Origin of the sequence: Pseudomonas sp. I3-I5 (assembly GCF_022699445.1) — a bacterium.
Classification (GTDB): Bacteria; Pseudomonadota; Gammaproteobacteria; order Pseudomonadales; family Pseudomonadaceae; genus Aquipseudomonas; species Aquipseudomonas fulva.
Window position 1 is genome coordinate 3,783,868 of sequence record NZ_CP093940.1, and the last position, 25,419, is coordinate 3,809,286.

Annotated in this window: 26 protein-coding genes and 1 tRNA gene; 5 read left to right on the forward strand and 22 right to left on the reverse strand. The window is 60.4% G+C overall.

Annotated elements, in window-relative coordinates; translation table 11 throughout:
* Positions 1-57: 57 nt before the first annotated feature.
* The 3 genes from yajC to queA are packed head-to-tail and all read right to left on the reverse strand — an operon-like array spanning position 58 to position 2,617.
* A complete protein-coding gene (gene yajC, locus MOP87_RS16910; protein WP_023533309.1) occupies positions 58-393 on the reverse strand; it encodes a preprotein translocase subunit YajC in 336 nt (111 codons plus the stop codon).
* Positions 394-437: 44 nt separating this feature from the next.
* Positions 438-1,553, reverse strand: coding sequence for a tRNA guanosine(34) transglycosylase Tgt (gene tgt / locus MOP87_RS16915; RefSeq protein WP_161780411.1), 1,116 nt, complete (start codon positions 1,551-1,553; stop codon positions 438-440).
* A gap of 14 nt (positions 1,554-1,567) precedes the next feature.
* Entirely contained in the window at positions 1,568-2,617 is a 1,050-nt protein-coding gene (gene queA / locus MOP87_RS16920) for a tRNA preQ1(34) S-adenosylmethionine ribosyltransferase-isomerase QueA (protein ID WP_027913679.1), read from the reverse strand.
* Positions 2,618-2,722: 105 nt separating this feature from the next.
* Here queA and MOP87_RS16925 point away from each other — a divergent pair.
* Positions 2,723-2,807 (forward strand) — tRNA-Leu (locus MOP87_RS16925).
* A gap of 278 nt (positions 2,808-3,085) precedes the next feature.
* Positions 3,086-3,733 carry a trypsin-like peptidase domain-containing protein gene (locus MOP87_RS16930; RefSeq protein ID WP_197874031.1) on the forward strand — a complete coding sequence of 216 codons (648 nt, stop codon included), beginning with the start codon at positions 3,086-3,088 and terminating at the stop codon, positions 3,731-3,733.
* Here the strand turns inward: MOP87_RS16930 and MOP87_RS16935 are convergent, their stop codons facing one another.
* Complete coding sequence (locus MOP87_RS16935) at positions 3,734-4,789, reverse strand: diguanylate cyclase (RefSeq protein ID WP_242809824.1); 1,056 nt, start codon at positions 4,787-4,789, stop codon at positions 3,734-3,736. It abuts the gene before it with no gap.
* Between the two features lie 245 nt (positions 4,790-5,034).
* Between MOP87_RS16935 and MOP87_RS16940 the strand changes: the two genes are divergently transcribed.
* On the forward strand, positions 5,035-5,928 hold the full coding sequence (locus tag MOP87_RS16940) for a bestrophin family ion channel (RefSeq protein WP_027913663.1): 894 nt from the start codon (positions 5,035-5,037) through the stop codon (positions 5,926-5,928).
* 33 nt (positions 5,929-5,961) lie between these two features.
* Here the strand turns inward: MOP87_RS16940 and phnE are convergent, their stop codons facing one another.
* The 4 genes from phnE to MOP87_RS16960 are packed head-to-tail and all read right to left on the reverse strand — an operon-like array spanning position 5,962 to position 9,219.
* The gene (gene phnE / locus MOP87_RS16945) at positions 5,962-6,729 is read right to left on the reverse strand and encodes a phosphonate ABC transporter, permease protein PhnE (RefSeq protein WP_027913662.1); all 768 of its coding nucleotides are present in this window, start codon (positions 6,727-6,729) and stop codon (positions 5,962-5,964) included.
* The gene (locus MOP87_RS16950) at positions 6,726-7,553 is read right to left on the reverse strand and encodes an ABC transporter permease (protein WP_242809825.1); all 828 of its coding nucleotides are present in this window, start codon (positions 7,551-7,553) and stop codon (positions 6,726-6,728) included. Before MOP87_RS16950 ends, phnE begins: the two co-directional genes overlap by 4 nt.
* Positions 7,547-8,356, reverse strand: coding sequence for an ATP-binding cassette domain-containing protein (locus MOP87_RS16955; protein WP_242809826.1), 810 nt, complete (start codon positions 8,354-8,356; stop codon positions 7,547-7,549). The genes MOP87_RS16950 and MOP87_RS16955 overlap by 7 nt, the downstream gene beginning before the upstream one ends.
* 8 nt (positions 8,357-8,364) lie before the next feature.
* On the reverse strand, positions 8,365-9,219 hold the full coding sequence (locus tag MOP87_RS16960) for a putative selenate ABC transporter substrate-binding protein (RefSeq protein ID WP_027913659.1): 855 nt from the start codon (positions 9,217-9,219) through the stop codon (positions 8,365-8,367).
* A 196-nt stretch (positions 9,220-9,415) separates the two neighbouring features.
* Between MOP87_RS16960 and selD the strand changes: the two genes are divergently transcribed.
* Both selD and mnmH read left to right on the forward strand, forming a co-directional pair.
* Positions 9,416-10,450 (forward strand): selenide, water dikinase SelD, encoded by a 1,035-nt coding sequence (gene selD / locus MOP87_RS16965; protein WP_027913658.1) that lies wholly within the window; start codon positions 9,416-9,418, stop codon positions 10,448-10,450.
* On the forward strand, positions 10,450-11,553 hold the full coding sequence (gene mnmH, locus MOP87_RS16970; RefSeq protein ID WP_242809827.1) for a tRNA 2-selenouridine(34) synthase MnmH: 1,104 nt from the start codon (positions 10,450-10,452) through the stop codon (positions 11,551-11,553). Before selD ends, mnmH begins: the two co-directional genes overlap by 1 nt.
* On the opposite strand, the gene MOP87_RS16975 is transcribed toward mnmH, so the two are convergent.
* From MOP87_RS16975 to hmpA, 14 genes are all read right to left on the reverse strand, one after another.
* The gene (locus tag MOP87_RS16975) at positions 11,463-11,891 is read right to left on the reverse strand and encodes a hypothetical protein (protein WP_242809828.1); all 429 of its coding nucleotides are present in this window, start codon (positions 11,889-11,891) and stop codon (positions 11,463-11,465) included. The genes mnmH and MOP87_RS16975 overlap by 91 nt on opposite strands.
* Positions 11,892-12,780: 889 nt before the next feature.
* A complete protein-coding gene (locus tag MOP87_RS16980) occupies positions 12,781-13,167 on the reverse strand; it encodes a lysozyme inhibitor LprI family protein (protein ID WP_049695475.1) in 387 nt (128 codons plus the stop codon).
* Between the two features lie 18 nt (positions 13,168-13,185).
* On the reverse strand, positions 13,186-13,725 hold the full coding sequence (locus MOP87_RS16985; protein ID WP_242809829.1) for a hypothetical protein: 540 nt from the start codon (positions 13,723-13,725) through the stop codon (positions 13,186-13,188).
* Between the two features lie 79 nt (positions 13,726-13,804).
* Positions 13,805-14,368, reverse strand: a complete 564-nt coding sequence (locus MOP87_RS16990) for a GNAT family N-acetyltransferase (protein WP_027916563.1) — start codon at positions 14,366-14,368, stop codon at positions 13,805-13,807.
* A 207-nt stretch (positions 14,369-14,575) separates the two neighbouring features.
* Positions 14,576-14,959, reverse strand: coding sequence for a YkgJ family cysteine cluster protein (locus MOP87_RS16995; RefSeq protein WP_027916564.1), 384 nt, complete (start codon positions 14,957-14,959; stop codon positions 14,576-14,578).
* Between the two features lie 147 nt (positions 14,960-15,106).
* Complete coding sequence (locus MOP87_RS17000) at positions 15,107-16,234, reverse strand: hypothetical protein (RefSeq protein WP_197874604.1); 1,128 nt, start codon at positions 16,232-16,234, stop codon at positions 15,107-15,109.
* A gap of 131 nt (positions 16,235-16,365) precedes the next feature.
* Positions 16,366-17,574 (reverse strand): alanine transaminase, encoded by a 1,209-nt coding sequence (gene alaC, locus MOP87_RS17005; protein ID WP_028688214.1) that lies wholly within the window; start codon positions 17,572-17,574, stop codon positions 16,366-16,368.
* A gap of 308 nt (positions 17,575-17,882) precedes the next feature.
* Entirely contained in the window at positions 17,883-18,770 is an 888-nt protein-coding gene (gene cyoE, locus MOP87_RS17010) for a heme o synthase (protein ID WP_023533464.1), read from the reverse strand.
* A gap of 11 nt (positions 18,771-18,781) precedes the next feature.
* Complete coding sequence (gene cyoD / locus MOP87_RS17015) at positions 18,782-19,114, reverse strand: cytochrome o ubiquinol oxidase subunit IV (protein ID WP_023533459.1); 333 nt, start codon at positions 19,112-19,114, stop codon at positions 18,782-18,784.
* Positions 19,114-19,734 carry a cytochrome o ubiquinol oxidase subunit III gene (gene cyoC / locus MOP87_RS17020; RefSeq protein ID WP_023533465.1) on the reverse strand — a complete coding sequence of 207 codons (621 nt, stop codon included), beginning with the start codon at positions 19,732-19,734 and terminating at the stop codon, positions 19,114-19,116. The genes cyoD and cyoC overlap by 1 nt, the downstream gene beginning before the upstream one ends.
* Before the next feature lie 3 nt (positions 19,735-19,737).
* Positions 19,738-21,756, reverse strand: coding sequence for a cytochrome o ubiquinol oxidase subunit I (gene cyoB / locus MOP87_RS17025; RefSeq protein ID WP_023533473.1), 2,019 nt, complete (start codon positions 21,754-21,756; stop codon positions 19,738-19,740).
* Between the two features lie 3 nt (positions 21,757-21,759).
* Positions 21,760-22,704 carry a ubiquinol oxidase subunit II gene (gene cyoA, locus MOP87_RS17030; RefSeq protein ID WP_023533467.1) on the reverse strand — a complete coding sequence of 315 codons (945 nt, stop codon included), beginning with the start codon at positions 22,702-22,704 and terminating at the stop codon, positions 21,760-21,762.
* A 555-nt stretch (positions 22,705-23,259) separates the two neighbouring features.
* Positions 23,260-23,766 (reverse strand): disulfide bond formation protein B, encoded by a 507-nt coding sequence (locus MOP87_RS17035; protein ID WP_027916567.1) that lies wholly within the window; start codon positions 23,764-23,766, stop codon positions 23,260-23,262.
* Between the two features lie 380 nt (positions 23,767-24,146).
* Entirely contained in the window at positions 24,147-25,325 is a 1,179-nt protein-coding gene (hmpA, locus tag MOP87_RS17040; protein WP_242809830.1) for an NO-inducible flavohemoprotein, read from the reverse strand.
* Between the last annotated feature and the right edge of the window lie 94 nt (positions 25,326-25,419).

A 25,419-nucleotide genomic window follows, 5' to 3' on the forward strand; every position in this document is an offset into this window, starting at 1 on the left:
CCCGTTCAAGACGCGGGGCGCGTTGCGCGCCCCGACTGGAAAAATGAAACCGGTAACTCAGATAGCCTTGAGCGTACCTTTTGGCAGGGTCGCGGCAATGGCGCCCTTCTGGAACTTCAGCTCGACAGTGTCGGACACTTCCAGCACCACGAAATCATCGGCCACTTTGACGATCTTGCCGGCAATGCCACCGTTGGTGACAACTTCGTCACCTTTCTGCAAGTTGCCCAGCAGGTTCTTCTGCTCTTTGGCACGTTTGGCCTGTGGACGCCAGATCATCAGGTAGAAGATGACCAGGAAACCGACCAGGAAAATCCACTCGAAGCCAGTACCGGCAGGGCCGGCGGCGGGGGCTGCAGCGTCCGCGTATGCGGCGGGGATCAAGAAGCTCATGGGTGCACTCCTAATGCGAATATTTTAATAATGGATGCAGACAGTCAGTCCAAGGGCGGTACAACAAGCCCGCGCTTGGCGTAGAAGGCGTCGACGAAGGCGGCCAATTTACCTTGTTGAATAGCCTCGCGTAAACCGGCCATCAAACGCTGGTAATGGCGCAAGTTATGGATGGTATTCAACATGCTGCTGAGCATTTCGCCACACTTGTCCAGGTGATGCAGATAGGCGCGGGAGAAGTTGCTGCAGGTATAGCAGTCACAGGTCGGATCCAGTGGCGATTCATCATGGCGATGGAACGCGTTGCGGATCTTGATCACCCCGGTGTCGACGAACAGGTGGCCGTTGCGCGCGTTGCGCGTAGGCATCACGCAGTCGAACATATCGACGCCGCGGCGCACACCCTCAACGAGATCCTCCGGTTTGCCTACCCCCATAAGGTAACGAGGTTTGTCAGCCGGCATCTGCTCTGGCAAGTAGTCCAGCACCTTGATCATCTCGTGCTTGGGCTCACCCACCGACAGGCCGCCGATGGCCAGGCCGTCGAAGCCGATGTTCTCAAGCCCTTCCAGGGAGCGCATGCGCAGGTCCTGGTACATGCCGCCCTGAACGATGCCGAACAGCGCGGCGGTGTTGTCGGCATGGGCGTTCTTCGAGCGCTGGGCCCAGCGCAGCGATAGCTCCATGGACGTACGGGCGATGTCGTGCTCGGCAGGGTACGGGGTGCACTCGTCGAAGATCATCACCACGTCCGAACCCAGGTCACGTTGCACCTGCATGGATTCTTCCGGGCCCATGAACACCTTGGAGCCGTCCACGGGAGAGGCGAAGGTCACGCCTTCTTCCTTGATTTTGCGCATGGCGCCCAGGCTGAAGACCTGGAAGCCACCGGAATCGGTGAGAATCGGGCCTTTCCACTGCATGAAGTCGTGCAGCCCGTTGTGCTTCTTGATCACCTCGGTACCTGGGCGCAGCCACAGGTGGAAGGTGTTGCCCAGGATCATCTCGGCACCAATGGCCTCGATGTCACGGGGCAACATGCCCTTGACCGTGCCATAGGTGCCCACCGGCATGAACGCCGGGGTTTCGACCGTGCCACGGGGGAAGGTGATGCGGCCACGACGGGCCTTGCCGTCGGTGGCCAGCAGTTCGAAGGACATTCGGCAGGTGCGACTCATGCTTGCTCCTCGGGCCCGCGAGGCGCCGGATTGCGGGTGATGAACATGGCATCACCGTAACTGAAGAAGCGGTACCCCTGCTCGACCGCTGCCGCGTAGGCAGCCATGGTCTCGGGGTAACCGGCGAAGGCCGAGACCAGCATCAGCAGCGTGGACTCAGGCAGGTGGAAGTTGGTAACCAGCGCATCGACCACGTGGAATGGGCGGCCGGGGTAGATGAAGATATCGGTGTCACCGCTGAAGGGCTTGAGCTGGCCATCGCGGGCGGCGCTTTCGAGCGAGCGCACACTGGTGGTGCCCACGGCGATCACGCGCCCGCCGCGGGCACGGCAGGCCTCGATGGCGTCGACCACATCCTGGCTCACTTCGAGCCACTCTTTATGCATGTGGTGATCTTCAATCTTGTCGACCCGCACCGGCTGGAAGGTACCGGCGCCCACGTGCAGGGTGACGAACGCGCGCTCCACCCCTTTGGCGGCGATCTGCTCGAGCAGCGCCTCGTCGAAATGCAGGCCTGCGGTAGGCGCGGCGACAGCGCCTGCCTTTTCGGCGTAGACCGTCTGGTAGCGCTCCCGGTCCGCACCTTCGTCAGGGCGATCGATGTAGGGCGGCAGCGGCATGTGGCCGACGCGGTCGAGCAGCGGCAATACCTCTTCGGTGAAACGCAGCTCGAACAAGGTGTCGTGGCGCGCAACCATTTCAGCTTCACCGCCACCGTCCACCAAAATGACCGCCCCTACCTTGGGCGCCTTGCTCGCCCGCACATGGGCCAGCACACGGTGGCTGTCGAGCACACGCTCGACCAACACTTCGAGCTTGCCGCCGGAGGCTTTCTGACCGAACAGCCGCGCCGGAATGACCCGGGTGTTGTTGAACACCATCAGGTCACCCGGGCGCAGATAGCCCAGCAGGTCGGGGAATTGCCGGTGCTCGCGTGCACCGCTTGGCCCGTCGAGCACCAGCAGGCGGCTGCCATGGCGCTCGGCCAACGGATGGCGGGCGATCAGGGAATCGGGAAGTTCGAAGGAGAAATCGGCAACGCGCATGATGATGTTCGGTTCGGCAGGGCCGGGAAGTTTAGCCCAACGAATGAAAATTGACCATGAAAGACGATTGACCGACCGACGGCACCTCTCTATACTGCGCGCCACGCCCTGATGGCGGAATTGGTAGACGCGGCGGATTCAAAATCCGTTTTCGAAAGGAGTGGGAGTTCGAGTCTCCCTCGGGGCACCAAATCCGAAAGAGCCGACCTTAAATGGTCGGCTTTTTTTTGCGCCGAAAAAACCATTCAGTGCAGCACATTTGCTTGGCGCCAGCCCATTGATTTGCTGGTGACTGACCATGCAGCAATGCTATTGGCCAGTGGCCATACCCGCCGCCTACCCTCACTTCGTCGGATAAAAGCCGAACGTATTGCCTGGCTGATGGCATTTAGCCATAGTGCAGCTCCTCTCAACCCCCTCCCCCTCGTGTGACCAATGAAAACAACCGCGCCCTGTATGGCGGCAATGATGCTGCTAAGTGGGTGCAATGGAGTGCCAACGTCCTACGTTTCAGACCCGGTCTACAGTCAAGCTTTCGTGGTGACGTCCGGGGCACCGCTGCCCATGCTGCTGATGGCAAGCGCCATCCAGTGGAACGCAGATTATGCCGTCACCGCCAAACACACGCCTTTCCTGCGCAACGTGGTCCACGAAGGACTAGGCGATGTGGTGTTCTTTAAGCACAAAGCCAGCGAAATACCGCACTGGCGACAATATGTGCCTGGAGAAACGGTCACGGCAGTGGGCTACAACAGCTTGATGATGCCCGTACAAGGCAAGGGCCACGCGCTCTCGTCACTGGTCCGGCTCGATGGCACCCCTGGCAGCGTGTTCTATTCGGTGCACGACGGGCCGATCACCAAAGGGATGTCTGGCGGCCCGGTATTCGCCGATGACGGTAGCGTGGTAGGCATCAACATCGCCATCATCCCTACCAGCGGCATCGATGCCGTCAGACGACCGGACCTGGTGGGCAAGGACCGGGTCAGTGTGTTCATGTCCTTCAGCGAGATCGACAAAGAATGGCGGCGCTACCAGTACATGCTGGCGCGCAAGTCCAAACCCGCGGCCCCAACGTCGATCAAGGGCTTCGTGGCCGTTGCAGCAAAACCCTGATCAGGCGGGCTCAGAAGCCTGGGGCGCCAGGACGATGCAATTTCGGCCGGCGCGCTTGGCGGCATACAACGCCATATCGGCGGCGTGCAGCCAGGCCTGGGCATCGATAATGCCTGCATGATAAGGGGCGATGCCGATACTCAGGCTCAGGGTAAGGTGCGGCAGCGCCGGGTCGCGGAACGCCTCCACGGCCAGGCGCAGCCGCTCCAGCACATCCCTTGCTTGCCCTGGCGTCGTATCGGGCAGCATCACGCAGAATTCGTCTCCTCCGTAGCGGGCCGCAGGGTCGTGCTTGCGCAGGTGCAAGGAGAGCGTGGCACTGATTACCCGCAGGATGTTGTCACCCACCTGGTGGCCATGACGATCATTGACCTGTTTGAAGTGGTCCACGTCGATCAGGGCAAGGCAACTGCTCCCGGCGTTAGCTCGGCAACGCGCGAATTCGCGCAGCAGCAGTTCCTGCCACGCCCCATGGTTGCTCAGGCCCGTAAGGCTGTCGGTCTGGCTCATGCGGGCCAGTGCACGTTTATGCTGGCCCAATTGGACAGTCACCTGATAGCAGATCATGCCAATGGCCATGGGGTAGATCAGCAGGATCGGCAGACACGCCAGCATCTGCACCTGCGTGGTGGCCGGAAAAAGCGGCGGCGCGAACAGCCACAGGCCCAAGGCGATGCCGATGCCCTGGGCAATCACCGTTCTGATCAACAGGGGCCAGCCACCTGCCGCGATCTTGTCCATGGCAATCATCGACAGGATGATCACGCTGGGCAAAGGATTGAGCCCCATGGCACCCGCCCAGCAACCCCCGGCGAATCCATCGACCACCAAGTTACGCTGCTCGGTCTTGTAGGGCTGGGCAGAAACCCGGGCTATCTGAAACGCAAGGTGCGGCCAGACAAAACCGTGTGCCAGTAACAGCGCCCACACCCACCACTCTGGCTGCAATGGCGCAATGCCGATCAATACACAAAAAAAGCCGAGGCCGGTTCCGATGGCGCGTGGTGCATACATGCGTTTGGCGAAGGAAAGGCCCGTGCCGGTGCGCTCGATCATGGCGGGATACCGAGAAAATAAGGCGGAAGGTGCAGGGTACAGCTGCGGAGCATGTGCATGCTGAGGCAAGGCATTGTGCCACCATCCAAATCGGGCCGGCAAACGCGTCTGGATGAAATGCACACACCCATTCGGATATCACGCCAGCACTTGTCAGCCCCACACGCGTTGCAACAACCTCATGCAGAACCTTCGGCGGGACTCAGCGTCCCATCCAAGGTCCTGAACCCGTAAAGGTGCGCCATTTGAAAGACGTCATCATCCGCAAATACCGCCTGGTCGTGAAAACCTTCGGCTACATCGGTTGGTCACTGTTCTGGCTGCTGATCTGGGACGTGCTGGTCACCATTGATTTCATGCTGTTTCTCAACAGCAAGTTCACCCTGCCCCTGATCCCTCTTTCATTGATGGGTTCGGCGCTGGTCGTGCTGGTGAGCTTTCGCAACAGCAGCGCCTACAACCGCTGGTGGGAGGCCCGTACCCTGTGGGGCGCGCTGGTCAACAGTTCCCGCAGTTTCGCCCGTCAGACGCTGACGCTGATCGATGACCCTGACGATGGATTGAATCCGGTCAAGGCGACCCTGCTGCGTCGGCACATCGCCTATATCAATTGCCTGGCCGCACACCTGAAGGGGGAAAAATGCCCACAAGAGCTGGTGGCGTTTATCCCTGAGGCAGAATTCGAGCGGCACCACGGTTCCAACAATTTTGCCAATGACATCTTGAGTGGTTCCGCCGCGTTACTGGCCAGGGAATATCAGGAGGGCCGGCTGGACAGCATCCGTCTGGCTCGACTTGAGTCCACCCTGGTGGACTTGTCCAATGCACAAGGTGGCATGGAGCGCATCGCCAATACGCCACTGCCCTACCCTTATGTGTATTTCCCTCGGTTATTCATCACGCTGTTCTGCCTGATCGTACCGGTCGGCCTGGTAGAGTCGCTGGAATGGTTCACGCCCCTGGCCTCCACGGTTGTAGGCTTCATGCTGCTGGCGATCGAGCGCATCGGGACCGACTTGCAGAGCCCGTTCCGCTTCAGCGAACACCAGATCCAGATGGATACCATCTGCGAGACGATCGAGCGCAACCTGGAATCGATGCAGCGTGGCGCGCAATCGGGCGAGGCGGTGAGCGCCTGAGAACGGGCAGCGGTCACAGGGCCGCTGGCCTGATCAGGCCCTTACAAAACGCTGGCGCAGTACATCACTGAGCGCATCGACCAGAAACACCAGCGCCAGCATTCCAATGATCACCGTACTGGCCTGGGCCTCCTGGAACAGGCTCAAGGTGGTGTAGAGCAGCTGTCCCAAGCCTCCGGCACCGACGAAGCCCAGTACACTGGCCATGCGTATGTTGTTTTCCCAACGGTACAAACTGTAGGCAAGCAATTGCGGCCACAGGTTGGGCAAGGTGCCGTAGCAGAAGGCTGCTACCTGCCCCGCGCCTTGCAGGCGTAAGGCTGCTGCAGGTTCGGGCGAGGCGTTTTCCAGCGCTTCGGCAAACAGCCGTCCCAGTACGCCAGCGGTGTGCAGCGCCAACGCCAGGGTGCCGGCGTTTGGTCCCAGTCCAGCTGCCAGCACCGTCAGCGCGGCCCACACCAGCTCCGGAATAGCGCGCAGGGCATTGAGCAGCAACCGGGCCAGCGCCCGCAGCGGCCAGCCAAAGCGGCCTGCCGCCGGCAGCGCCAGCAACAGGCCCATGATGGCGGCCAGCAACGTGCTGATGCCAGACATGGCCAGGGTCTCCAACGCGCCCTGCGCCACGGCTCGCAGATGCTCGCTGGACAGGTCCGGGGCCAGGAACCGCCCGGCATACTGGCCCATCTGGGCCAGCCCACCGTTGCCGATCAAGGCACCGAAATCCAACCCCAGGTAAGCGAACGAGCCGACGATGGCTGCCAGCAGCGCGGCCAACAGGGCCAGGTTGATGAGCCGATTCATGCAAGCCTCCAGCGCAATAACCGGCTGAGCCCATCGGCAAGCATCACCAAGACCAGGAACGTCAGCAACATGCTGGCGACCTCGGCGCCAGCGAACATGCGCATGGACAGGTCGATCTGCTGACCCAGACCGCCGGCCCCCACGAACCCCATCACCACCGATGCCCGTACTGCACATTCCCACCGATAGACCGTGTAGGACACCGCTTCGCTGGCGGCATTGGGCAGGATGCCGTAGAAAAAGGCAGCCAGCCGTCCACTGCCCGCCTGCAACAAGGCGTGGGCAGGCCGTTGGTCCACCGATTCGAAGATTTCCGCATACACCTTGCCCAGCATGCCGCTGTAGGTAATGGCAATTGCCAGCACGCCAGCCGTGGGCCCCAGGCCTACGGCGCGCACGAACAACAGTGCCCAGACGATTTCAGGCACGCTGCGCAGGAAGATCAGCACTCCCCGTACGGGCAGCCGCACCAGGCGCGACCAGACACCGGGGCGCCCGCCACGTGAGGCAGCGCTCAGGGACAAGGCGCGGCTGGCCAGCAACCCGGCCGGCACGGCCAGCAGCCAGGCGAGTACCATGCCAGCGGTAGCCACAGCCAAGGTCTGTAGCGTGGCCTCCAGCAATAGCTCGAGGAAGTCGCGTTCATGTGCCGGTGGCCAGAATGCCCCCGTGAAACGTGCCATCTGCTCGCGGTTTTCGGCCTGCAACAGCACGGCTGGATTGAGTTCGCTCCATTGGATACCCGGCCACAGGACCGCGATGGCCAGCAACCCGATCAGTACCCTCGGCACCATTGCCGGATCACGGCGACTGGCGCTCAGCATCTGGGCAACTGCACGTGGGGGCTTGTTGCATCAACACCACGTCCAGCCACCAACTGCTCATTGGCATACAGCGCCTGCAGCAGCTCGTCGGTCACCGCCTGGGCCGGGCAGTCGAACAGCACGCGCCCTTCGCGAATGCCGATCACCCGGGGAAAGTGGGCCAATGCCAAATCGACCGCGTGCAGGCTGGCCACCAACGCCACACCAGTGGCCTGGGCATGCCGGTTGAGCAACGCCAGGCTGTGATCGGCCAATACCGGGTCCATCGCCGACACTGGCTCGTCGGCAAGCACGATACGGGGTTGCTGATAAAGCACCCGCGCAATACCTACTCGCTGAAGCTGGCCACCCGACAGTTGACCGCACTGCACGAACAGCTTGTCTGCAAGACCCAGTTCGGCCAGGGCCTGGCGCGCACCAGGCACATCGCAGGGATACAGCAGGTTGAGCAGACTGCGTCCAAGCCCCCATTGGCCCAGGCGGCCCGCGAGCACCGCAGTGACCACCCGCTGGCGCGGCGGCAGCGGCGGCGCCTGGTGAACCAGGCCTACCTGGGCCCGCAGGCGCTGCCGGGCCCCTGTCGACAACGCCCATGGCTGCTGCCCGAGCACCTCCAGACGACCGCTGCTAGGCCTGGTCGCCGTGGCCATCAGGTGCAGCAAGCTTGACTTGCCGGCCCCCGATGGGCCGATGATCGCGACGCGCTCACCCTGTGCGATGCGCAAGGTCACGCCCTCCACGGCGCGCACCGCGCCATGCCGCAAGCTTGCACCTTGCAGCGCGATGACTGCCTCAGAAGGCACGGCAGACGTCACTTGAGCAAGCCGGCCTCGCGGGCGGCCTGCTCGGTGCCCGCGTAGTTTTCCGGTTTGGTTTCGATGAAGCGGCTGGCCGCCTGCAGGTCGAGAATGGCTTTTTGCTCTGGGTCGGCAGGGTCGAGGTTCAAGAAGGCCTGTTTGATCTTCTCCTTGAGGGCCGGGTCCATGTTGCCACGCACCGTCCAGTTGTAGTCGAAATAGGTCGGGGTCGTGGCAAACACGCGCACCTTGGCGGTATCGACCTTGCCGGCGTCCACCAGCTTCTGCCAGACGCTGGCGTTGAGCACACCGGCATCGACCTTGCCAGCCTGCACCCAGGCCACGGTGGCGTCATGGGCACCGGAATAGGCGACGCGGCTGAAGTACCCTTCAGGCTTGATGTTGTCCTGCTTGAGCATGAAGTAGCGTGGCATCAGGCTACCGGAGGTGGAAGAAACGGACCCGAAGGCGAAGGACTTGCCCTTGAGGTCCGCAAGGCTTTTCACCGCAGGGTCGGCAGTGATGAACTTGGAGGTGAACTGGGCGTCCTGCTCGCGTTGCACCAGCGGCGTGGCCGTCGGATCCTTCAGGTGCACCTGCACGAACGTGAATCCGCCCAGCCACGCCAGGTCCAGCCGATCGGAGGCCAGCGATTCGACCACGGCCGGATAGTCAGCCACCGGCACGAACTTCACCTGCATGCCCAACTGTTTGGACAAGTATTCGCCCAGGGGTTTGAACTTGCGTTGCAGTTCGGTGGGCGCCTCGTCAGGAATGGCGCTGACACGCAGTGTCTCTGCCGCCTGGACGGCCAGGGCACAGCAGGACAGCACCAGGCTGGCGGCGAGCGCCATAGGACGTTTGAGCATGGGTTTCTCCGGTTCAATAGCGGGGAATGAGGGCGAATTCGAGGCTGCGCGCAGTAACAGGCGGCGCATGTGCGCTGCCTTGCCGACGTGCAGGTTGCAGCTCGATGCAAGTCATTGACCCAACGATTATAAGAGCCGCAGGCCCAATGACCAGCTTTGCTACAATCGGGCGATAAATTGACCTGCCGAGGTACACATGAGCGAGCCGATTCGCCTGACCCAGTACAGCCACGGTGCCGGCTGTGGCTGCAAGATATCCCCCAAGGTGCTGGACGTCATCCTGGCCGAAAGCGGTGCCCAGGCCCTGGACCCGAAACTCTGGGTCGGCAATGCGTCGCGCGACGATGCCGCCGTGTATGCCCTGGACGAGGAGCGCGGGGTGGTGTCGACCACCGACTTCTTCATGCCCATTGTCGATGACCCCTACGATTTCGGCCGCATCGCGGCAACCAATGCCATCAGCGATATCTACGCCATGGGCGGCGATCCACTGATGGCCATCGCCATCCTGGGCTGGCCGGTCAACGTCCTGGCACCCGAGGTTGCTCGTGAGGTAATCCGCGGTGGCCGGGCTGTCTGCGCCGAAGCCGGCATCCCGCTTGCTGGTGGTCATTCCATCGACGCCCCCGAGCCGATTTTCGGCCTGGCGGTAACCGGCGTGGTCAGCAAGCGCCATCTCAAGCGCAACGACACCGCCACGGCGGGCTGCCGACTGTATCTGACCAAGCCGCTCGGCATCGGCATCCTCACTACTGCCGAGAAGAAAGCCGTGCTGCGCGAGCAGGATCGAGGCGTAGCGCGCGACTGGATGTGTACCCTGAACACTCCGGGCAGCCGATTTGGCAAGCTCGACGGGGTCAAGGCCATGACGGACGTCACCGGGTTCGGCCTGCTCGGCCATCTGGTTGAGCTTGCAGAGGGCAGCGGCCTGACCGCACACCTGGACTACGCCAAGGTGCCCCGCCTGCCGAGTGTCGAGCACTACCTCGCGGCCGGCTGCATTCCGGGGGGTACGCTGCGCAACTTCGAGAGCTACGGGCACAAGATCGGCGCGCTCAGTGACGATCAGAAGCATTTGCTGTGCGACCCGCAGACCAGCGGCGGGCTGCTTGTGGCCGTGACTCCGGAAGGTGAAGACGCATTTCTCGCGGCAGCCGCCGACCTGGGCTTGCAGCTGTCGCCTATCGGCTATCTGGCAGAGCGACAGAGCCACGCAGTCGAGGTCGCCTGATGCGGCCAGACTGCACCGATTTCCGTCAGTTGTTCCTCGACGATGTGCCGATGATGGACATGCGCGCGCCCGTCGAGTTTGCCAAGGGCGCCTTCCCCGGCGTGACCAACCTGCCCCTGATGAACGATCTGGAACGGCAGAAGGTGGGCACCTGCTACAAGCAGCAGGGCCAGGCTGCCGCCATCGCCTTGGGTCATCAACTGGTGGGCGGCGCCACCAAGCAGGCCCGTCTGGAGGCGTGGGTGGCCTTCACCCAGGCTCACCCGGAAGGCTATCTGTATTGCTTTCGTGGTGGCCTGCGTTCACAGATCGTCCAGGGGTGGTTGCGCGATGAAGCCGGTATTCGCTACCCGCGTATCAGCGGGGGCTACAAGGCGATGCGCAACTACTTGCTGGAAACCACGGAGCAGGCCGTCAGCGAGTGTGATTTCGTACTGGTTGGCGGCTTGACCGGGACTGGCAAGACCGACGTGTTGCAGCAGCTGGGCAACGTGCTGGACCTTGAAGGCCATGCCAATCATCGCGGTTCGAGCTTTGGCAAACGCGCCACCGGGCAACCGGCCCAGATCGACTTCGAGAACCAGCTGGCCATCGATGTGCTGAAAAAGCGCGCGCAGGGTATCGGCCAATTCGTGTTGGAGGATGAAGGGCGCATCGTTGGCAGTTGCACGGTGCCTTTGTCTTTGTACCAGGGCATGCAGCAGTACCCGCTGGTTTGGCTGGAGGACAGTTTCGATGGCCGGGTCGAGCGCATCCTGCGCGACTATGTCATCGACCTCAGTGCCGAGTTCATCGCCCTGCATGGCGAGCAAGCCGGGCTGCACTTGTTCGCGCAGCGCATGCTGCAGAGCATGGCCAACATCCGCAAGCGCCTCGGCGGAGAGCGCCATCAGCGGCTCACGGCGCTGCTGGAGCAGGCTTTGGAAGAGCAATTGCGCAGTGGCGGTGTGGACCTGCACCGAGGTTGGATCGAGGGGCTGCTCAACGAGTACTACGACCCGATGTATGCCTATCAGCGTGAGGCGAAGGCCGAGCGGATCGAGTTTGTTGGGGATGCTGTGCAGGTGCGGGAGTATCTGGCGCAACGCGCGCGGCGCAAGTAGGGTCTGAGCCGGGCAACCCGGCAGCTGCCAGCTCTCGCTCTTACTCGACTCTGGCCTTTGATCTTGATCTTGACCTCGACCTCGATCTTGATCTTGATCTTGATCTTGATCTTGATCTTGATCTTGATCTTGATCTTGATCTTGATCTTGATCTTGACCTTGATCTTGATCTTGATCTTGACCTTGATCTTGACCTTGATCTTGACCTTGATCTTGACCTTGATCTTGACCTTGATCTTGACCTTGATCTTGATCTTGATCTTGATCTTGATCTTGATCTTGATCTTCGCGACTTCAGAAGGCCGAACGCAGGTCTTGCGGAGGGAGGTGACAGGCATGGATGCCTGTCAAGCGCTGGGCCCCAGGATGGGGCCTACAGCGCGGTCCTCCCGGGAGCAAGACCGGAGTGAGGGAACCCCGAAGCGCAGCGTAGGGGCCGTATGAACGGAGCGCAGCCTTTTTTGGTTACTTTTTGTGGCGTTTGACAAAAAGTAACTCGCCGTAAGGGCGAAAAGGTGATTAAGCGTCGCCATCGCAAATGGACTATGCGCTCTATCAATACCCACACCAACCCAATCAAACTTCAACTTCAACTTCAAACTTCAAACTTCAAAGCATTGGCACATATATCGAGTTGGTATTCATTGGCGCGGGTGGCGCACAGTCACCCTTCCGCCCTTACGGCGGCTCACTTTTTGTCTTGGCAAAAAGTAAGCAAAAACCGCCTGCTCCTATCATCCGGCCCCTACGCTGCGCTCCGGGGTCCCCTCGCTCCGGGCTTGCTCCCGGGAGGACCGCGCTGCAGGCCCCATCCTGGGGCCCAGCGCTTGACAGGCATCCATGCCTGTCACCTCCCTCCGCAAGCCCTGCGCTCGGCCTCCTGAAGTCGCGATCTGCGCCGCCTGGGCTACCGCGCGCTTAGAAGCAAAAGCCAAAGCAACAGCAACAGCAACAGCAACAGCAACAGCAACAGCAACAGCAACAGCAACAGCAACAGCAACAGCAACAGCAACAGCAACAGCAACAGCAGTTTTACTTAGAGTAGGCAGGAGCGCCTGCAATACTGAACCGGACTAGTATGAATGAGAAGGGACAAATAAGATGCACTTACAGAATCATGACAAGGCACTGTTACCCAAGTTGTAACGAGTGGCCAACTTTGCGTATGGGCGTAAGAACGCCCACGCAATTACAACATAGCCTCAACTACACCCGCACAAGCCACCATCACCGCTGCGGATCCAATACGCGCTCAAGCTCCGCCGCCCGCTCTCGGGTCATGTCCATCAGGCAGGTCCCGCCCTCAAGCTGCGCCATGGTGCCGCCACTGGCCGTGCGATGAAACTGGCAGTTGGCATCCCGATAAGCCAGCCACTTGCGCTGCACATCACGCAGGCTCTTTTGCTGATCCGCCGGTAGTTTATTCATCAGCTGTTTGTAGACGCGGTTCAGACGCTGGTCCTGTACCTGCGTCTCGGCCTTGAGGCATTCACCCATGGCCAGGGTACTGGAGGCATTGTCCATACAGCGGGCATAAGCGGGCGACGGATCGTCGGCCATGGCCAGCGGCGTGCAGCACGCCAATGCCAGCCCAGCCAGATAGTGCTTGATCATGCGAACTCTCCGTGAAGGTCAAAGCGTTTGAGGTTGCTCCGGCGGCATCAACACCCTGCTCGGCTCGAAGCGCAGCGACGGCATCTGTGTGGCGGCATACAACATCACCGCCAATGCTGCAATCAGGGTAACGTCCGCCCAATTCCACCCAGGCATATCAGCGGCTTGGCGCGCTTTCAGACAGTACCAGCCCTGACCAAAGCAAAACACCAGCATCGCTGCCACCCACACGTAGAAGCCTGCCGCCAAGCCCGTCAGGTCGTGGAACTCATAACTCTGGTTGTCAGGCAGGCGGTCGATACCCAGGCTGGTACCTGCCAGATACAGCGCACAAAGCCCCAGCAGCAGGGCCAAACGGCGAAAGCGCCGATGCGCCAGGATGGCCAGGGCGAGCAATGGGTTGGCAAACCACTGGTGCAGGCCGAATGGTATGCCCCAAGGCCCGTACAGCAGCATCTGCAGGGCTGGCATGTGGTGGCCGTCACTCATCGAGGCGCCATCGAGACACAGGGCGACCAGGTACAACAGGAGGGTAATGCTGATGTAAAAAGCGGGCAAAGGACACCTGGAAGGTCGGCACAGGGAATGACCATAACCCATGTCATCCCCCGCTTCCAAACTGGGTGATCGCAGCCTCTCACGCCACCGGAGGTTCCAGCAGCAGCCCGTAGATACCCGAGTCCGACAGCTCACCGCCCACGCACCAGCGCGCTCGCAGGGTGCCCTCCAGCACGAACCCCTGGCGCTCCAACGTACGCGCCGAGCCCTGGTTGCGAGGGTCGATCTCGCCTTCCAGGCGGCGCATGTGCAGGGTATTGGCGATGTAGTCGATAAAGCACGTCAACGCTTCATCCATGTATCCCCTGCCCTGCACGGCGCTGGCCAGGCAATAGCCGATCTCACCTCGCCGGGAGGTGTCGTCGATGTTGAACAGTTGAACCATACCGATCAGTTCGCCGTTGTCCCGGCGGTACATACCCAACTTGAGTTGCTCGCCATTGGCGTACGCTTCACGGTCAGCTGCCAGCGCGCTCTGGGCTTCAGCCAGATTCTGCCAGGGCGCGTGGTGCCAGTACCGCATGACCTCAGGGTCGGCCATGATCGCCAACCACTTCGCCGCATCGGCGTGGCGCATGGGGCGCAGGTAAAGGCGCGGGCTATCGAGACACAGATCACTCGGGAAACTTCGGGGTGGGGTCACGCCGGCTCACCTGTCCATTGCTGGGTAAGATGACAGTTTAGCGTCAAGCGCGACCTTCAGGCAGTGCAAAACTGCACGGCGGGCCACAGTCGACAGCCAACGCATTCAGCTTCGCATCGCGACTCTGTCAGAGATGGCGAATCCTACCGACTTCCATGTCAACGATTCAGGTCCAAGACGCTCGTGCGCGCACGCTTAGATACGGGCTTAGGCGACCTCAGCCCCATCATCGGGCCAATGCGGCTCATTCGCCCCAGGCGGGGTCAATGGCGGTAGCCCGTAGGCGGCCCGGGCGGTATCACAGCGTGGGTTGTGTACGCCCCCTTCCCACGACGCCTCGAACTCGCGGCAGGGACTGGAACGGTTGGCGTAGATGGCGCAGGCCACACCCTGCCCCACCTCGCCCTGCAGGCTAATGCAGCGGCAGGGCTTGGCGTCGGTGCCAATCATGGCCACCCGAGACGGACTCACTTGCACCACCAGATCGTCAGGCACCACACCGCCGGAGGACTGGCATTCACCCCAGAAGAAGGACACACGGAAGTACCCGCAGCAAGCGCCGCAGTCAAGGCAAGGGTTATATTCGGACATGATTGCACGGAAGAAAGGTGGTTGAGATCGGGGCTGGCCCGAGCAGCCATTCTCGGTCCAAGCGGGGGTGATTGAATAGAGGGGCAGAAAAAAATAACCGCAGGCGCTTGGCTTTCACCAGACACCCTATTCGCCCCTCGATTTCAGTTAGCGCAGCGCTTTATAGGTATCGCCATCGCATTGATTCAGGCCAAGGCCCGCGGCTGGGCGATAGGGATCACCGCGCACATGGCTGAAGGTCGTTTGCCGGGTGCCCTGGTGTAACAGCCGGTCGTCAGGGCTACCTTCGGTCACAAGGGTGTAGGACGCACGACGCATTGCTTGGTACCGGTCCTCACAGTCTGCCATTGCCTTGTGATAGGCCATCACTTGTCCGTCACTCAAGTTCAGGCACTTGGCCAATTCGACACCCCAGCGCCTCAGGCATACTTCGGCGTAGTGCCTGACCACCAAACCCGGCTCGACGAGCACTTCGCCGCTGCCCGCACCGTCAACCGACGCATTCCCCACCAACGTCGCGTGCCGACCCGGCATGGGAAACACGCTTATCCGGGTACCGGGTTGCACGCCTGGCACCACACAGGCGAACCCTTTGGAGCGTTCGTCACGGGAGTAGAAGCCCACATACTCGCGCACATTGCCCGGCAGCATCACGCGCTCTGGCTGCACATTGCCAATGCCTGGAACCGGGTCAATGGTAAAAATGTTGACCGGGACATCACACAGTTCAGGGTCCTTGGCCATGGCATTGGCCAGCATGTGGCAGCTGATGCCGCCGCGGCTCCAGCCGACCAGGTTGACCTGGGTAGGCACGCGCGGCTTGCGGAACAGATGAATGATGCGCTCTTGCAGCTCTTGCGGCGTGGGGTGGCGATCGCCGTAGTCATAGGTTCTCCAGAACCACGAAGCGGTCGAAGGCACCTCTGGCACAGGGACGCCGGCATCCTTGAGGCGTTTGTACTCGGCTTCGCTTAGCTTGGTGCGCTGCCAGCGGCTTTCGCCCTTGATGATCTGCAGCACATGGCTGACGTTTTCTTCCCAGCCACGGCCAAACAACTGCCCTGTCCAGTTGTAGTAGCCGCCGGGATCGACGAACAGGCTGTCGTCCTGGAGATTGCCGCTGCCCGGGCCGTCGACAGCGACCCAGTGGGCAAATTCGCGGCCTTGGTCATGGCTTGCCAGGGTCGAGACCAGTTCGCCGTTCCAGAAGTTGGTGTTGGTGTCGTCGAAGCGATGGGAACCTGTCCCACAGAAATAGGCGGTAAAAACACTCATGTCACTATCATCGTGCGAGAAATGAGTGCCGAAGGTAATCAGTCAGCGAGGCAAGGCACATTCGGAAGCCCACCCCACCATTGAGCGCAGCGCACCTGCCGCCGGCAACGCCAGCGGCAGGCCGTCACGGATTACTTGCGCGCCAGCCCGTCAGCCCGGAACATCTGGCGGATACCGCGGATGGCCTGACGGATCCGGTCCTGGTTTTCGATCAGGGCAAAGCGCACATGATCATCACCATAGTCCCCAAAGCCGATGCCTGGCGAGACACATACCTTGGCCTCGGCAAGCAGCTTCTTGGAAAACTCGAGCGAACCCAGGTGTGCGTACTCAGGCGGGATCTTGGCCCAGACGTACATGGACGCCTTGGGGTTCTCGACCATCCAGCCCAACTCGTGCAAACCCTTGACCAGCAAATTGCGACGCTGGCGGTACTGCTCGGCAATATCCCGTACGCACTGCTGATCCCCTTCCAGCGCTGCGATGGCAGCCACCTGCAAAGGCGTGAACGTGCCGTAGTCGTGGTAGCTCTTGATGCGCGCCAGGGCATTGACCAGTTCGGGGTTGCCGACCATGAAGCCGATCCGCCAGCCGGCCATGTTGTAGCTCTTGGACAAGGTGAAGAACTCCACCGCAATGTCCTTGGCGCCAGGCACCTGCATGATCGATGGCGCCTTCCAGCCGTCGTACACGATGTCGGCATACGCCAGGTCGTGGACCACCAGCACGCCATATTGCTTGGCCAATGCCACCACGCGTTCGAAGAAGTCCAGCTCCACGCACTGGGCAGTCGGGTTGGACGGGAAGCCGAGAATCATCATCTTGGGCTTGGGGATCGACTCGCGAATGGCCCGCTCAAGCTCGTTGAAGAAGTCCACGCCCGGCACAAGCGGGACAGAACGCACCTGGGCCCCGGCGATGACAGCCCCGTATATATGGATCGGGTAGCTGGGGTTGGGTACCAGTACCGTATCGCCTTGGTCCAGTGTGGCCAGCATCAGGTGCGCCAGGCCCTCTTTCGAACCAATGGTGACGATGGCCTCATCTTCGGGGTCGATGTCGACCTCGTACCGTTCCTTGTACCAGTTCGAGATAGCGCGACGCAGGCGCGGGATGCCGCGTGATGTGGAGTAGCCGTGGGTATCCTCGCGCTGAGCGACCTGCACCAGCTTCTCGACGATATGCGGCGGCGTGGCGCCATCGGGGTTACCCATGCTCAGGTCGATGATGTCCTCGCCACGGCGGCGGGCAGCCATCTTGAGCTCGGCAGTGATGTTGAAGACGTAGGGCGGGAGACGATCGATGCGCGCAAAACGGCGCGGCAAACCTGGAGTGGCCATGGTTTCCTCAGAAAACGTAAGCGCCCGGAACCGTCCGAGCGACGCTGGCCGCATGCGGCGACCTGATTCAGAAGATAGTGCCGATATAGGTGTCTTGTAAAGGGCAATCTGCTGTTTTTTATTATCTAAACAGGGGCATTTTTTGTAACGCCAACGCGCGCAGTGGTGCGCTTCACCATCACTGGTAGGCCTGTTCCAAAAAAGCTCTACAAACCAAGCGAGGGGTCTGGCTCACCCGCCACAGGCCCCAAATAGACATAAAAAAACCCCGGCGCACAGGCCGGGGTTTTCGTGAAGCAGGCGTGGTTTCAGCGTGCGTAGGTCATCAGCACGTCAGCAGCCGTCTGGCTGTCCACCCCCATCATCAGGCTCAGGGCCATGACGGTGAGGATGGAAAAGCCGAACACTTTGCGCGCCCACTTGCTGTCGTCTTCAGCCTTGTAGCCACCCCATGCCATGTACAGCCAGTAAAGGCCCATGGCAGCCGCCACGGCCATGTAGCCGAGGCCAGCGTAACCGCCGAGGGTGAGCATCAAGGTCGCAAGCACGAACGCCAGCACATACAGCACGATCTGCTTCTTCGCAGCCAGGATGCCACGCGCCACCGGCAATACCGGAATGTTTGCGGCGCTGTAGTCCTTGAAGCGGAAGATGGCGATGGCAAAGCTGTGCGGCATCTGCCACAGGCTGAACATCACCAGCAGGGTCACAGCCGCCAGGTCGAAGCTATTGCTGACAGCGCAGTAGCCAATGACAGGCGGCATGGCACCGGACAGGCTGCCGACCAAGGTGCCGTGCACCGATTTACGCTTGAGCCACAGGCTATAGAAGCCTACATAGACCACGAAGCCGATCAGTGCGCAGTACGCGGACAAGGGGTTGGCCTGCACGTACAGCAAGCTGAAACCCGCCACCCCAAGCAGGGTGGCGTAGATCAGCGCGAGGGGCAGTGACATGCCACCCTGTACCATCACGCGGTTCTTGGTGCGCTCCATTTTCTGGTCGATGTCGCGGTCGATGCAGTTGTTGAATGCACAACCGGACGCCACCACCAGGGAAGTACCAACGACCACTGCCAGCAGCAGGGCGAAGTCCACATGGCCCTTCGCGGCAAGGAAGAAACCGCCTGCCACGGAAAGCACGTTACCGAAAATGATCCCCGGTTTGGTGATTTGGATAAAGTGCTTAACGGACATGCAGTCTTACCTCACTTGGCCAGCATTTCGACGTGGATGCTGAACATGATCCACAGCGACAGGCCAACCAGCAGCGCGATCACCATGGCGGTGAACAGGAACGTCGATACGTTGTTGCGTTGCTCTTTCGAGCGGTCCATGTGCAGGAAGTACACCAGGTGTACCACTACCTGAATCACGGCCATGGCCACAACGATCAGAACGGTCAGGTTCTTCGGCAGGCTTGGGTACATCACCAGGCCGAACGGAATCGCGGTCAGGATGATCGACAGGACGAAACCGATCATGTACGACTTGACGCTGCCGTGGCTGCCTTCGTGATGAGTGTCGTGTGCGTTAGCCATTACAGAACCCCCAGCAGGTAGACGACGGTGAATACGCAGATCCAGACCACGTCCAGGAAGTGCCAGAACAGGCTCAGGCAGCTCATGCGGGTCTTGGCGGTCGGCGTGATGCCGTGCTTGTTGATCTGGTACATCATGATTGCCATCCAGATCAGACCAGCCGTCACGTGCAGACCGTGGGTGCCTACCAGCGCGAAGAAGCCCGACAGGAAGCCACTGCGGTTCGGGCCGAAGCCTTCGCCGATCAGGTGATGGAACTCGTAGATTTCCATCGCGATGAAGCCCGCACCGAACAGGAAGGTCACAGCCAACCAGCCCAGTACGCCTGCCTTGTTACCGGCGAACATCTTCAGCATGGCGAAGCCGAAGGTGATCGAGGACAGCAGCAGGAACAGCGTTTCGACAGCTACGAACTTGAGCTCGAAGATGTCATGACCCGACGGGCCGCCGGCAAAACTGCCGGACAGCACCGCGTAGGTGGCGAAGAGCGACGCAAACAGGATGCAGTCGGTCATCAGGTACAGCCAGAAGCCCAGTACGGTCATCTGGCCCGAGTCGTGGTGGTGATCGTCGTGCCCATGGTCGTGACCATGAGCACCGTGCATTACTTGACTGGACATTGATTACACCCGCTCAAACGATTCGACACGTGCGCCGGCAGGCAGAGCACCTGCATTGGCCAACGCTTTCATGCGCTCGCCTTCGATGCGCGCCACTTCTTCGGCCGGAACCATGAAGCCCTGGTCGTCACGCGCAGCGTGGCGAACGAAGACAGCGATGGTTGCAACCAGGCTTGCGCCGACCAGCCACCAGATGTGCCAGATGAAAGCGAAGCCGAAGATGGTCAGGAACAGACCCATGAACAAACCGGTAGAGGTATTGCTCGGCATGTGGATCGCTTCGTACTTGCCCGGCACCTTGTAGGCAACACCGGCTTCCTTGGCTTCGTGCCAGGCATCCAGGCCAACCTTCTCAGGCATGTGGGCGAAGTTGTAGAACGGAGGTGGCGACGAAGTCGACCATTCCAGGGTACGGCCGCCCCATGGGTCGCCGGTCACGTCCAGGTTCTGGTGACGATCGCGAACCGATACGAACAGCTGGATCAGCTGGCAGGCGATACCGAACAGGATCAGCACGGCACCGACCACGGCAACGTACAGGTAGGGTTCCCACAGTGGGTTGTCCGAGTGGTTCAGACGACGGGTCATACCCATGAAGCCCAGTGCGTACAGCGGCATGAATGCCACGTAGAAGCCCGAGATCCAGAACCAGAAGGCAGCTTTGCCCCACTTCTCGTTCAAGGTGAAACCGAAGGCTTTCGGGAACCAGTAGGCGAAGCCGGCGATGTAGCCGAATACCGCACCACCGATGATCACGTTGTGGAAGTGGGCGATCACGAACAGGCTGTTGTGCAGCACGAAGTCAGCACCCGGTACAGCCAGCAGAACGCCAGTCATGCCACCGATGGAGAAGGTGATCATGAAGCCCAGGGTCCAGAGGATCGGCGCAGTGAAGCGCAGACGGCCCTGGTAGATGGTGAACAGCCAGTTGAACAGCTTCACACCCGTCGGAATGGAGATCAGCATCGTCGCCAGGCCGAAGAAGGTGTTGACGCTGGCGCCGGCACCCATGGTGAAGAAGTGGTGCAGCCAAACCGCAAAGCCCAGTACAGCGATCGCACCCGATGCGTAGATCATCGCGTGGTGGCCGAACAGGCGCTTGCCGGAGAAGGTGGAGGTCACTTCCGAGAACACGCCGAAGGCCGGCAGGATCAGAATGTAAACCTCAGGGTGACCCCAGGCCCAGAACAGGTTGACGTACATCATCGGGTTCCCACCAAGCTCGTTGGTGAAGATGTGGAAGTCCAGATAACGGTCAACGGTCAGCAGTGCCAGTGCAGCGGTCAGGATCGGGAACGAAGCCACGATCAGCACGTTTGCCCAGGTGCAGGTCCAGGTGAAGATAGGCATGTCCATCAGCTTCATGCCAGGTGCGCGCATCTTCATCACGGTGACGAGGAAGTTCACGCCTGTCAGCGTCGTACCCAATCCTGAGAGCTGTAGCGCCCAGATGTAGTAGTCGACACCTACGCCCGGACTGTACTGAATACCCGCGAGCGGCGGATAGGCAACCCAACCGGTCTTGGCGAATTCACCAACGCCCAGCGAGATGTTCACCAGCAGCACGCCTGCCAGCAGCAGGTAGAAGCTCAGGGAGTTCAGGAACGGGAAGGCCACGTCACGCGCACCGATCTGCAGAGGAACCGCGAGGTTCATCAGGCCGGTGAAGAATGGCATCGCCATGAAGATGATCATGATCACACCGTGGGCGGTGAAGATCTGGTCATAGTGTTCAGGCGGCAGGTAGCCTTCGGAACCACCGGTGGCAACAGCCAGCTGGGTCCGCATCATGATGGCGTCGGCAAAGCCGCGCAGCAGCATGACCATCGCGACGATGATGTACATCACCCCGATTTTCTTGTGGTCGACGGTCGTCAACCACTCGGTCCACAAGTAGGACCACTTGCGGAAGTAGGTGACCGCACCAACGACAGCGATACCACCGAGCGCGATAATGGCGAGTGTCACCATGACTATCGGCTCGTGATAGGGTATCGCCTCCAGGCTTAATTTACCGAACATCTCTTACTCCTCTGCACCGGCAGCTGGTTGCATACTCGATTCCACACCCTTGGTAGTGGCCAGGTCTTTGCTGCCAGCTTCTTCGTGGCTCGAACGACCGCGGTTCATGCCTTCGTACTTGTCGACGATCAGCTGGAACTGGTCAGGCGAGGCCTCGCTATACAGCGTGACTGGGTTGTTTTCGCTTGGTTTGGCCAAGGCTTCGTATTCGGCCTTGCCCAGCTTCTTCGGCGACTGCTTGACTTCGGCGACCCACTTCTCGAAGTCTTCCTGGGACGTGGCAGTAGCCTTGAATTTCATGCCGGTGAAGCCAGCACCGCTGTAGTTGGCGCTGATACCGTCAAACACGCCGTTCTCGTTGGCGATCAGGTGCAGCTTGGTGGTCATGCCCGCCATGGCGTAGATCTGGCCGCCCAGGCCCGGGATGAAGAACGAGTTCATCACGGCGTCGGAGGTGACGCGGAAGTTGACCGGGGTATTGGCCGGGAAGACGATCTTGTTGACCGTGGCGATACCTTGTTCCGGGTAGATGAACAGCCACTTCCAGTCTAGCGCGACGACGTCGATCTGCACGGGCTTCACGTCGGAATCCAGAGGACGGTACGGGTCGAGCCTGTGGGTGGACTTGTAGGTCACGTAACCCAGCACGATGATGATCAGAATCGGGATGATCCACACCGCAGCCTCGATCTTGGTCGAGTGAGACCAGTCCGGGGTGTAGGTGGCTGCCTTGTTGGAAGCGCGATACTTCCAGGCGAACACCACGGTCATGATGATGACTGGCACGACGACCAGCAGCATCAGGCCGATTGCGATCAGGATCAGGTTCTTTTGCTCAATGCCGACCTGTCCCTTCGGGTCGAGCAGGGTCCAGTTGCACCCACTGAGTAAAAGCATGCCTAAAAAGGGCAATATGCCAAACAGTCTGGGGTAACGCTTTTTACTCATCTCACGACCTCTAGATCAGCTTGCTTCAATGCAATTGGTGTTTGGTAGCCAACACTTCGTCCAACCAAGTGAGGCATTGCGCGCCCGTACCCGCTCCTGCCTGGGCCCGACTGCAGGACCTTGGCTTCAAGCGAGTTAGCGGTGCTTTTGGTTTCGTAGGCAAAGGCCTGTATAGCAGACCAATTCCATTTGGTGCGGAAAACGCGGAGGGGGGTCCGCCCGGTATCGCCGTTGGGCGAAACTTGACGAAGTCAGCAAAAAGGAGCGCTGGGGCTTCCTTCAATCCTGCGACTTGCAAGCAGTGCCGAACGGAAATTGGGGGCGATTGTAGATAGGTCGCCAACCCTTGACTATGACTTATTGAGCAACAGTCCTTTACAGGATCTGTAACAATAACGCCGATAAATTCAACTTCGCGACACTTTGTCGCACCCCTGGCTATAGCCCTGCAACCCGCATTCAGCAAGGGCTACAGCTTGATCTGGATCAACTTCCCAGGGGTTTCCCGACCTTGATCGAGCGCCTGAAAACCTTGTTGGATTCAGGGACTTTTGTCTAAGGACGGCGACGGTTGCGGTAGATGCCAAGTGGTACCAGCAACGCCGTCAGGACGAAGGCAATCAATGCCCATTGCGCCAGCGAAAGGCCCAGCACCGGTGGGTAAGGCGTGCTGCAGAAGCCGTCCACTTGAAACGCCAGCGGCCAGAGCTTGGCCAAGGGCAAGTCATCGACGATGGGCTGCAGGGTATCGATGCCACAACTGACCATGGGGTTGGCGAGTATATACACATGGTTGCCGGCTGCAATGATTCCGCCAATGGCGCTGACCACCACCAGTGCCTCGAAGAAGGTCAGGCTGCGTCGCCCGGGCATGGCTGCGGCCAGGAATGCAAAGACGGCGATGAACAGGAGCGCATAGCGCTGAAGGATGCACAACGGGCATGGCGCCTCGCCCAGCACTACCTGCATGTAGAGAGCGCCACCGATCAGCGAAACGCAGATCAGGCCCAACAGTACCAGAAAGCGCCGTTCCCGATTCAGGCGCGATGTTTGATCATTCATTGCCGGTTCCTTGGATGGATAGTCGCAGCGTATTCCGCCAGCCCGGCGTAATTCTACACAGACGCCGGTTGCCTGGGCGCCCCGCCTTTCATGGATACATATTCCAGGCGGCAATGGGGTGTGGCTCAGACCGGGTATTGGCAGGACGGTTCAACGAGGGGCAGCGAAAATTGAAGCTACCGAACAGGCCGCCGTTGCCGCCTGCTTCTCGCTCAGCAGGAGTGAATGGCAGCTGGGTTAATGCAGGATTAACGCTCAGACACGTATCGCCCTGGCGATCTCGTCTTCGCAGGAAGGGGCTGCCTTGCAGCCCCAGAGACGGCCGACCTTGCGCCTGGCCGTTACGCTTCTTTATATATAGTCACTAGGCGCTAATGCGCTTACGCCAGCGCTGCGGCCGGCCCGAAGAACTCGTAGCGGGTCTGTTGCTCGGGTACGCCCAAGGACAGAAGCTGGCGTTTAACGGCGGCCATGAAGGGCTTCGGTCCGAGGAAGTAGGCGTCCACATCGCGCTCGCGAGGGAGCCATTCGCCCAGCAGATGCTGGTCCAGCAGGCCCACGGCATCGGCGTGGGCTGCTTCATCCGCTTCGGCATAGCAGTAGAAACGCTTGAGCTGCGGATGCTGCGCTGCCTGAGTGTCGAGCCACTCGCGAAATGCATGCACCTGTCCATTGCGCGCGCAGTGAATGAAGTGCACCGGCCGCCCGGTCGGCAAGGCTGCTTCTAGCATGGCCAAGGTAGGCGTAATGCCCACGCCCCCACTGATCAGCACTAACGGTCTGTCACTGGCGGCCAGTGTGAAATCACCGGCTGGCGGGAACAATTCGAGGGTGTCACCTACCCTCAGGTTGTCATGCAGGTAGTTGGAGACCTTGCCATCGGATTCGCGTTTGACGCTGATCCGATATTCACGCCCGTCGCACAAGGCGGAGAGCGAATAGTTGCGGCGTTGCTCTGCACCATCGATCATCAGCCTCAGGCCGATGTACTGCCCTGGTTCAGCCTTGAGCACCGGCTTGCCGTCCACCGGTGCGAAGTAGAAGGAGACGATCTCGAGGCTTTCTTCCACCCGCCGTGCCAGTCGGAATTCGCGAGCCCCTCGCCACCCGCCGTCGGCCTCTTCCTTTTGCTTGTAAAGGTTTTCTTCAGCACCAATGAGTATGTCTGCCAACTGGCCATAGGCTGCGCCCCAGGCATCGATTACCTCGGCCGTGGCAATGTCTGTGCCCAACACTTCCTCGATGGCCCGCAGTAAACAGCGGCCAACGATCGGGTAATGCTCGGGCAGGATCTGCAGCGCCACATGCTTGTTGATGATCTGGCCCACCAGACCGCCCAGCTGTTCGAGCTGGTCGATATGACGGGCATACATCAGCACGCCATTGGCCAAGGCACGGGGCTGGTCACCGCTGGCCTGATGCGCCTGGTTGAACAGTGGGCGTACCTCGGGATACTCGTTGAGCATCATCTGGTAAAAATGAGTGGTCAGTGCCTCGCCGCCTGTTTCCAGCAATGGAACGGTGGCCTTGATGATCGCACGTTGTTCGGCATTGAGCATTGCAGCAACTCCTGAGCCTGGGGCTTCGAATGATGCTCAGTCTTTTCATCATTCGTGCCAAGTCCAGCGCGCAGCAAATCCGCGGCCTTCAAGC

Bases quoted from the DNA above. Each gene is read 5' to 3' on its own strand.
- yajC (WP_023533309.1), bottom strand. From the start codon at position 393: ATGAGCTTCTTGATCCCCGCCGCATACGCGGACGCTGCAGCCCCCGCC.
- tgt (WP_161780411.1), bottom strand. From the start codon at position 1,553: ATGTCCTTCGAACTGCTGGCCACCGACGGCAAGGCCCGTCGTGGCCGC.
- queA (WP_027913679.1), bottom strand. From the start codon at position 2,617: ATGCGCGTTGCCGATTTCTCCTTCGAACTTCCCGATTCCCTGATCGCC.
- MOP87_RS16930 (WP_197874031.1), top strand. From the start codon at position 3,086: ATGCTGCTAAGTGGGTGCAATGGAGTGCCAACGTCCTACGTTTCAGAC.
- MOP87_RS16935 (WP_242809824.1), bottom strand. From the start codon at position 4,789: ATGATCGAGCGCACCGGCACGGGCCTTTCCTTCGCCAAACGCATGTAT.
- phnE (WP_027913662.1), bottom strand. From the start codon at position 6,729: ATGAATCGGCTCATCAACCTGGCCCTGTTGGCCGCGCTGCTGGCAGCC.
- MOP87_RS16950 (WP_242809825.1), bottom strand. From the start codon at position 7,553: ATGCTGAGCGCCAGTCGCCGTGATCCGGCAATGGTGCCGAGGGTACTG.
- MOP87_RS16960 (WP_027913659.1), bottom strand. From the start codon at position 9,219: ATGCTCAAACGTCCTATGGCGCTCGCCGCCAGCCTGGTGCTGTCCTGC.
- selD (WP_027913658.1), top strand. From the start codon at position 9,416: ATGAGCGAGCCGATTCGCCTGACCCAGTACAGCCACGGTGCCGGCTGT.
- mnmH (WP_242809827.1), top strand. From the start codon at position 10,450: ATGCGGCCAGACTGCACCGATTTCCGTCAGTTGTTCCTCGACGATGTG.
- MOP87_RS16975 (WP_242809828.1), bottom strand. From the start codon at position 11,891: ATGCCTGTCACCTCCCTCCGCAAGACCTGCGTTCGGCCTTCTGAAGTC.
- MOP87_RS16980 (WP_049695475.1), bottom strand. From the start codon at position 13,167: ATGATCAAGCACTATCTGGCTGGGCTGGCATTGGCGTGCTGCACGCCG.
- MOP87_RS16995 (WP_027916564.1), bottom strand. From the start codon at position 14,959: ATGTCCGAATATAACCCTTGCCTTGACTGCGGCGCTTGCTGCGGGTAC.
- MOP87_RS17000 (WP_197874604.1), bottom strand. From the start codon at position 16,234: ATGAGTGTTTTTACCGCCTATTTCTGTGGGACAGGTTCCCATCGCTTC.
- alaC (WP_028688214.1), bottom strand. From the start codon at position 17,574: ATGGCCACTCCAGGTTTGCCGCGCCGTTTTGCGCGCATCGATCGTCTC.
- cyoE (WP_023533464.1), bottom strand. From the start codon at position 18,770: ATGTCCGTTAAGCACTTTATCCAAATCACCAAACCGGGGATCATTTTC.
- cyoD (WP_023533459.1), bottom strand. From the start codon at position 19,114: ATGGCTAACGCACACGACACTCATCACGAAGGCAGCCACGGCAGCGTC.
- cyoC (WP_023533465.1), bottom strand. From the start codon at position 19,734: ATGTCCAGTCAAGTAATGCACGGTGCTCATGGTCACGACCATGGGCAC.
- cyoB (WP_023533473.1), bottom strand. From the start codon at position 21,756: ATGTTCGGTAAATTAAGCCTGGAGGCGATACCCTATCACGAGCCGATA.
- cyoA (WP_023533467.1), bottom strand. From the start codon at position 22,704: ATGAGTAAAAAGCGTTACCCCAGACTGTTTGGCATATTGCCCTTTTTA.
- MOP87_RS17035 (WP_027916567.1), bottom strand. From the start codon at position 23,766: ATGAATGATCAAACATCGCGCCTGAATCGGGAACGGCGCTTTCTGGTA.
- hmpA (WP_242809830.1), bottom strand. From the start codon at position 25,325: ATGCTCAATGCCGAACAACGTGCGATCATCAAGGCCACCGTTCCATTG.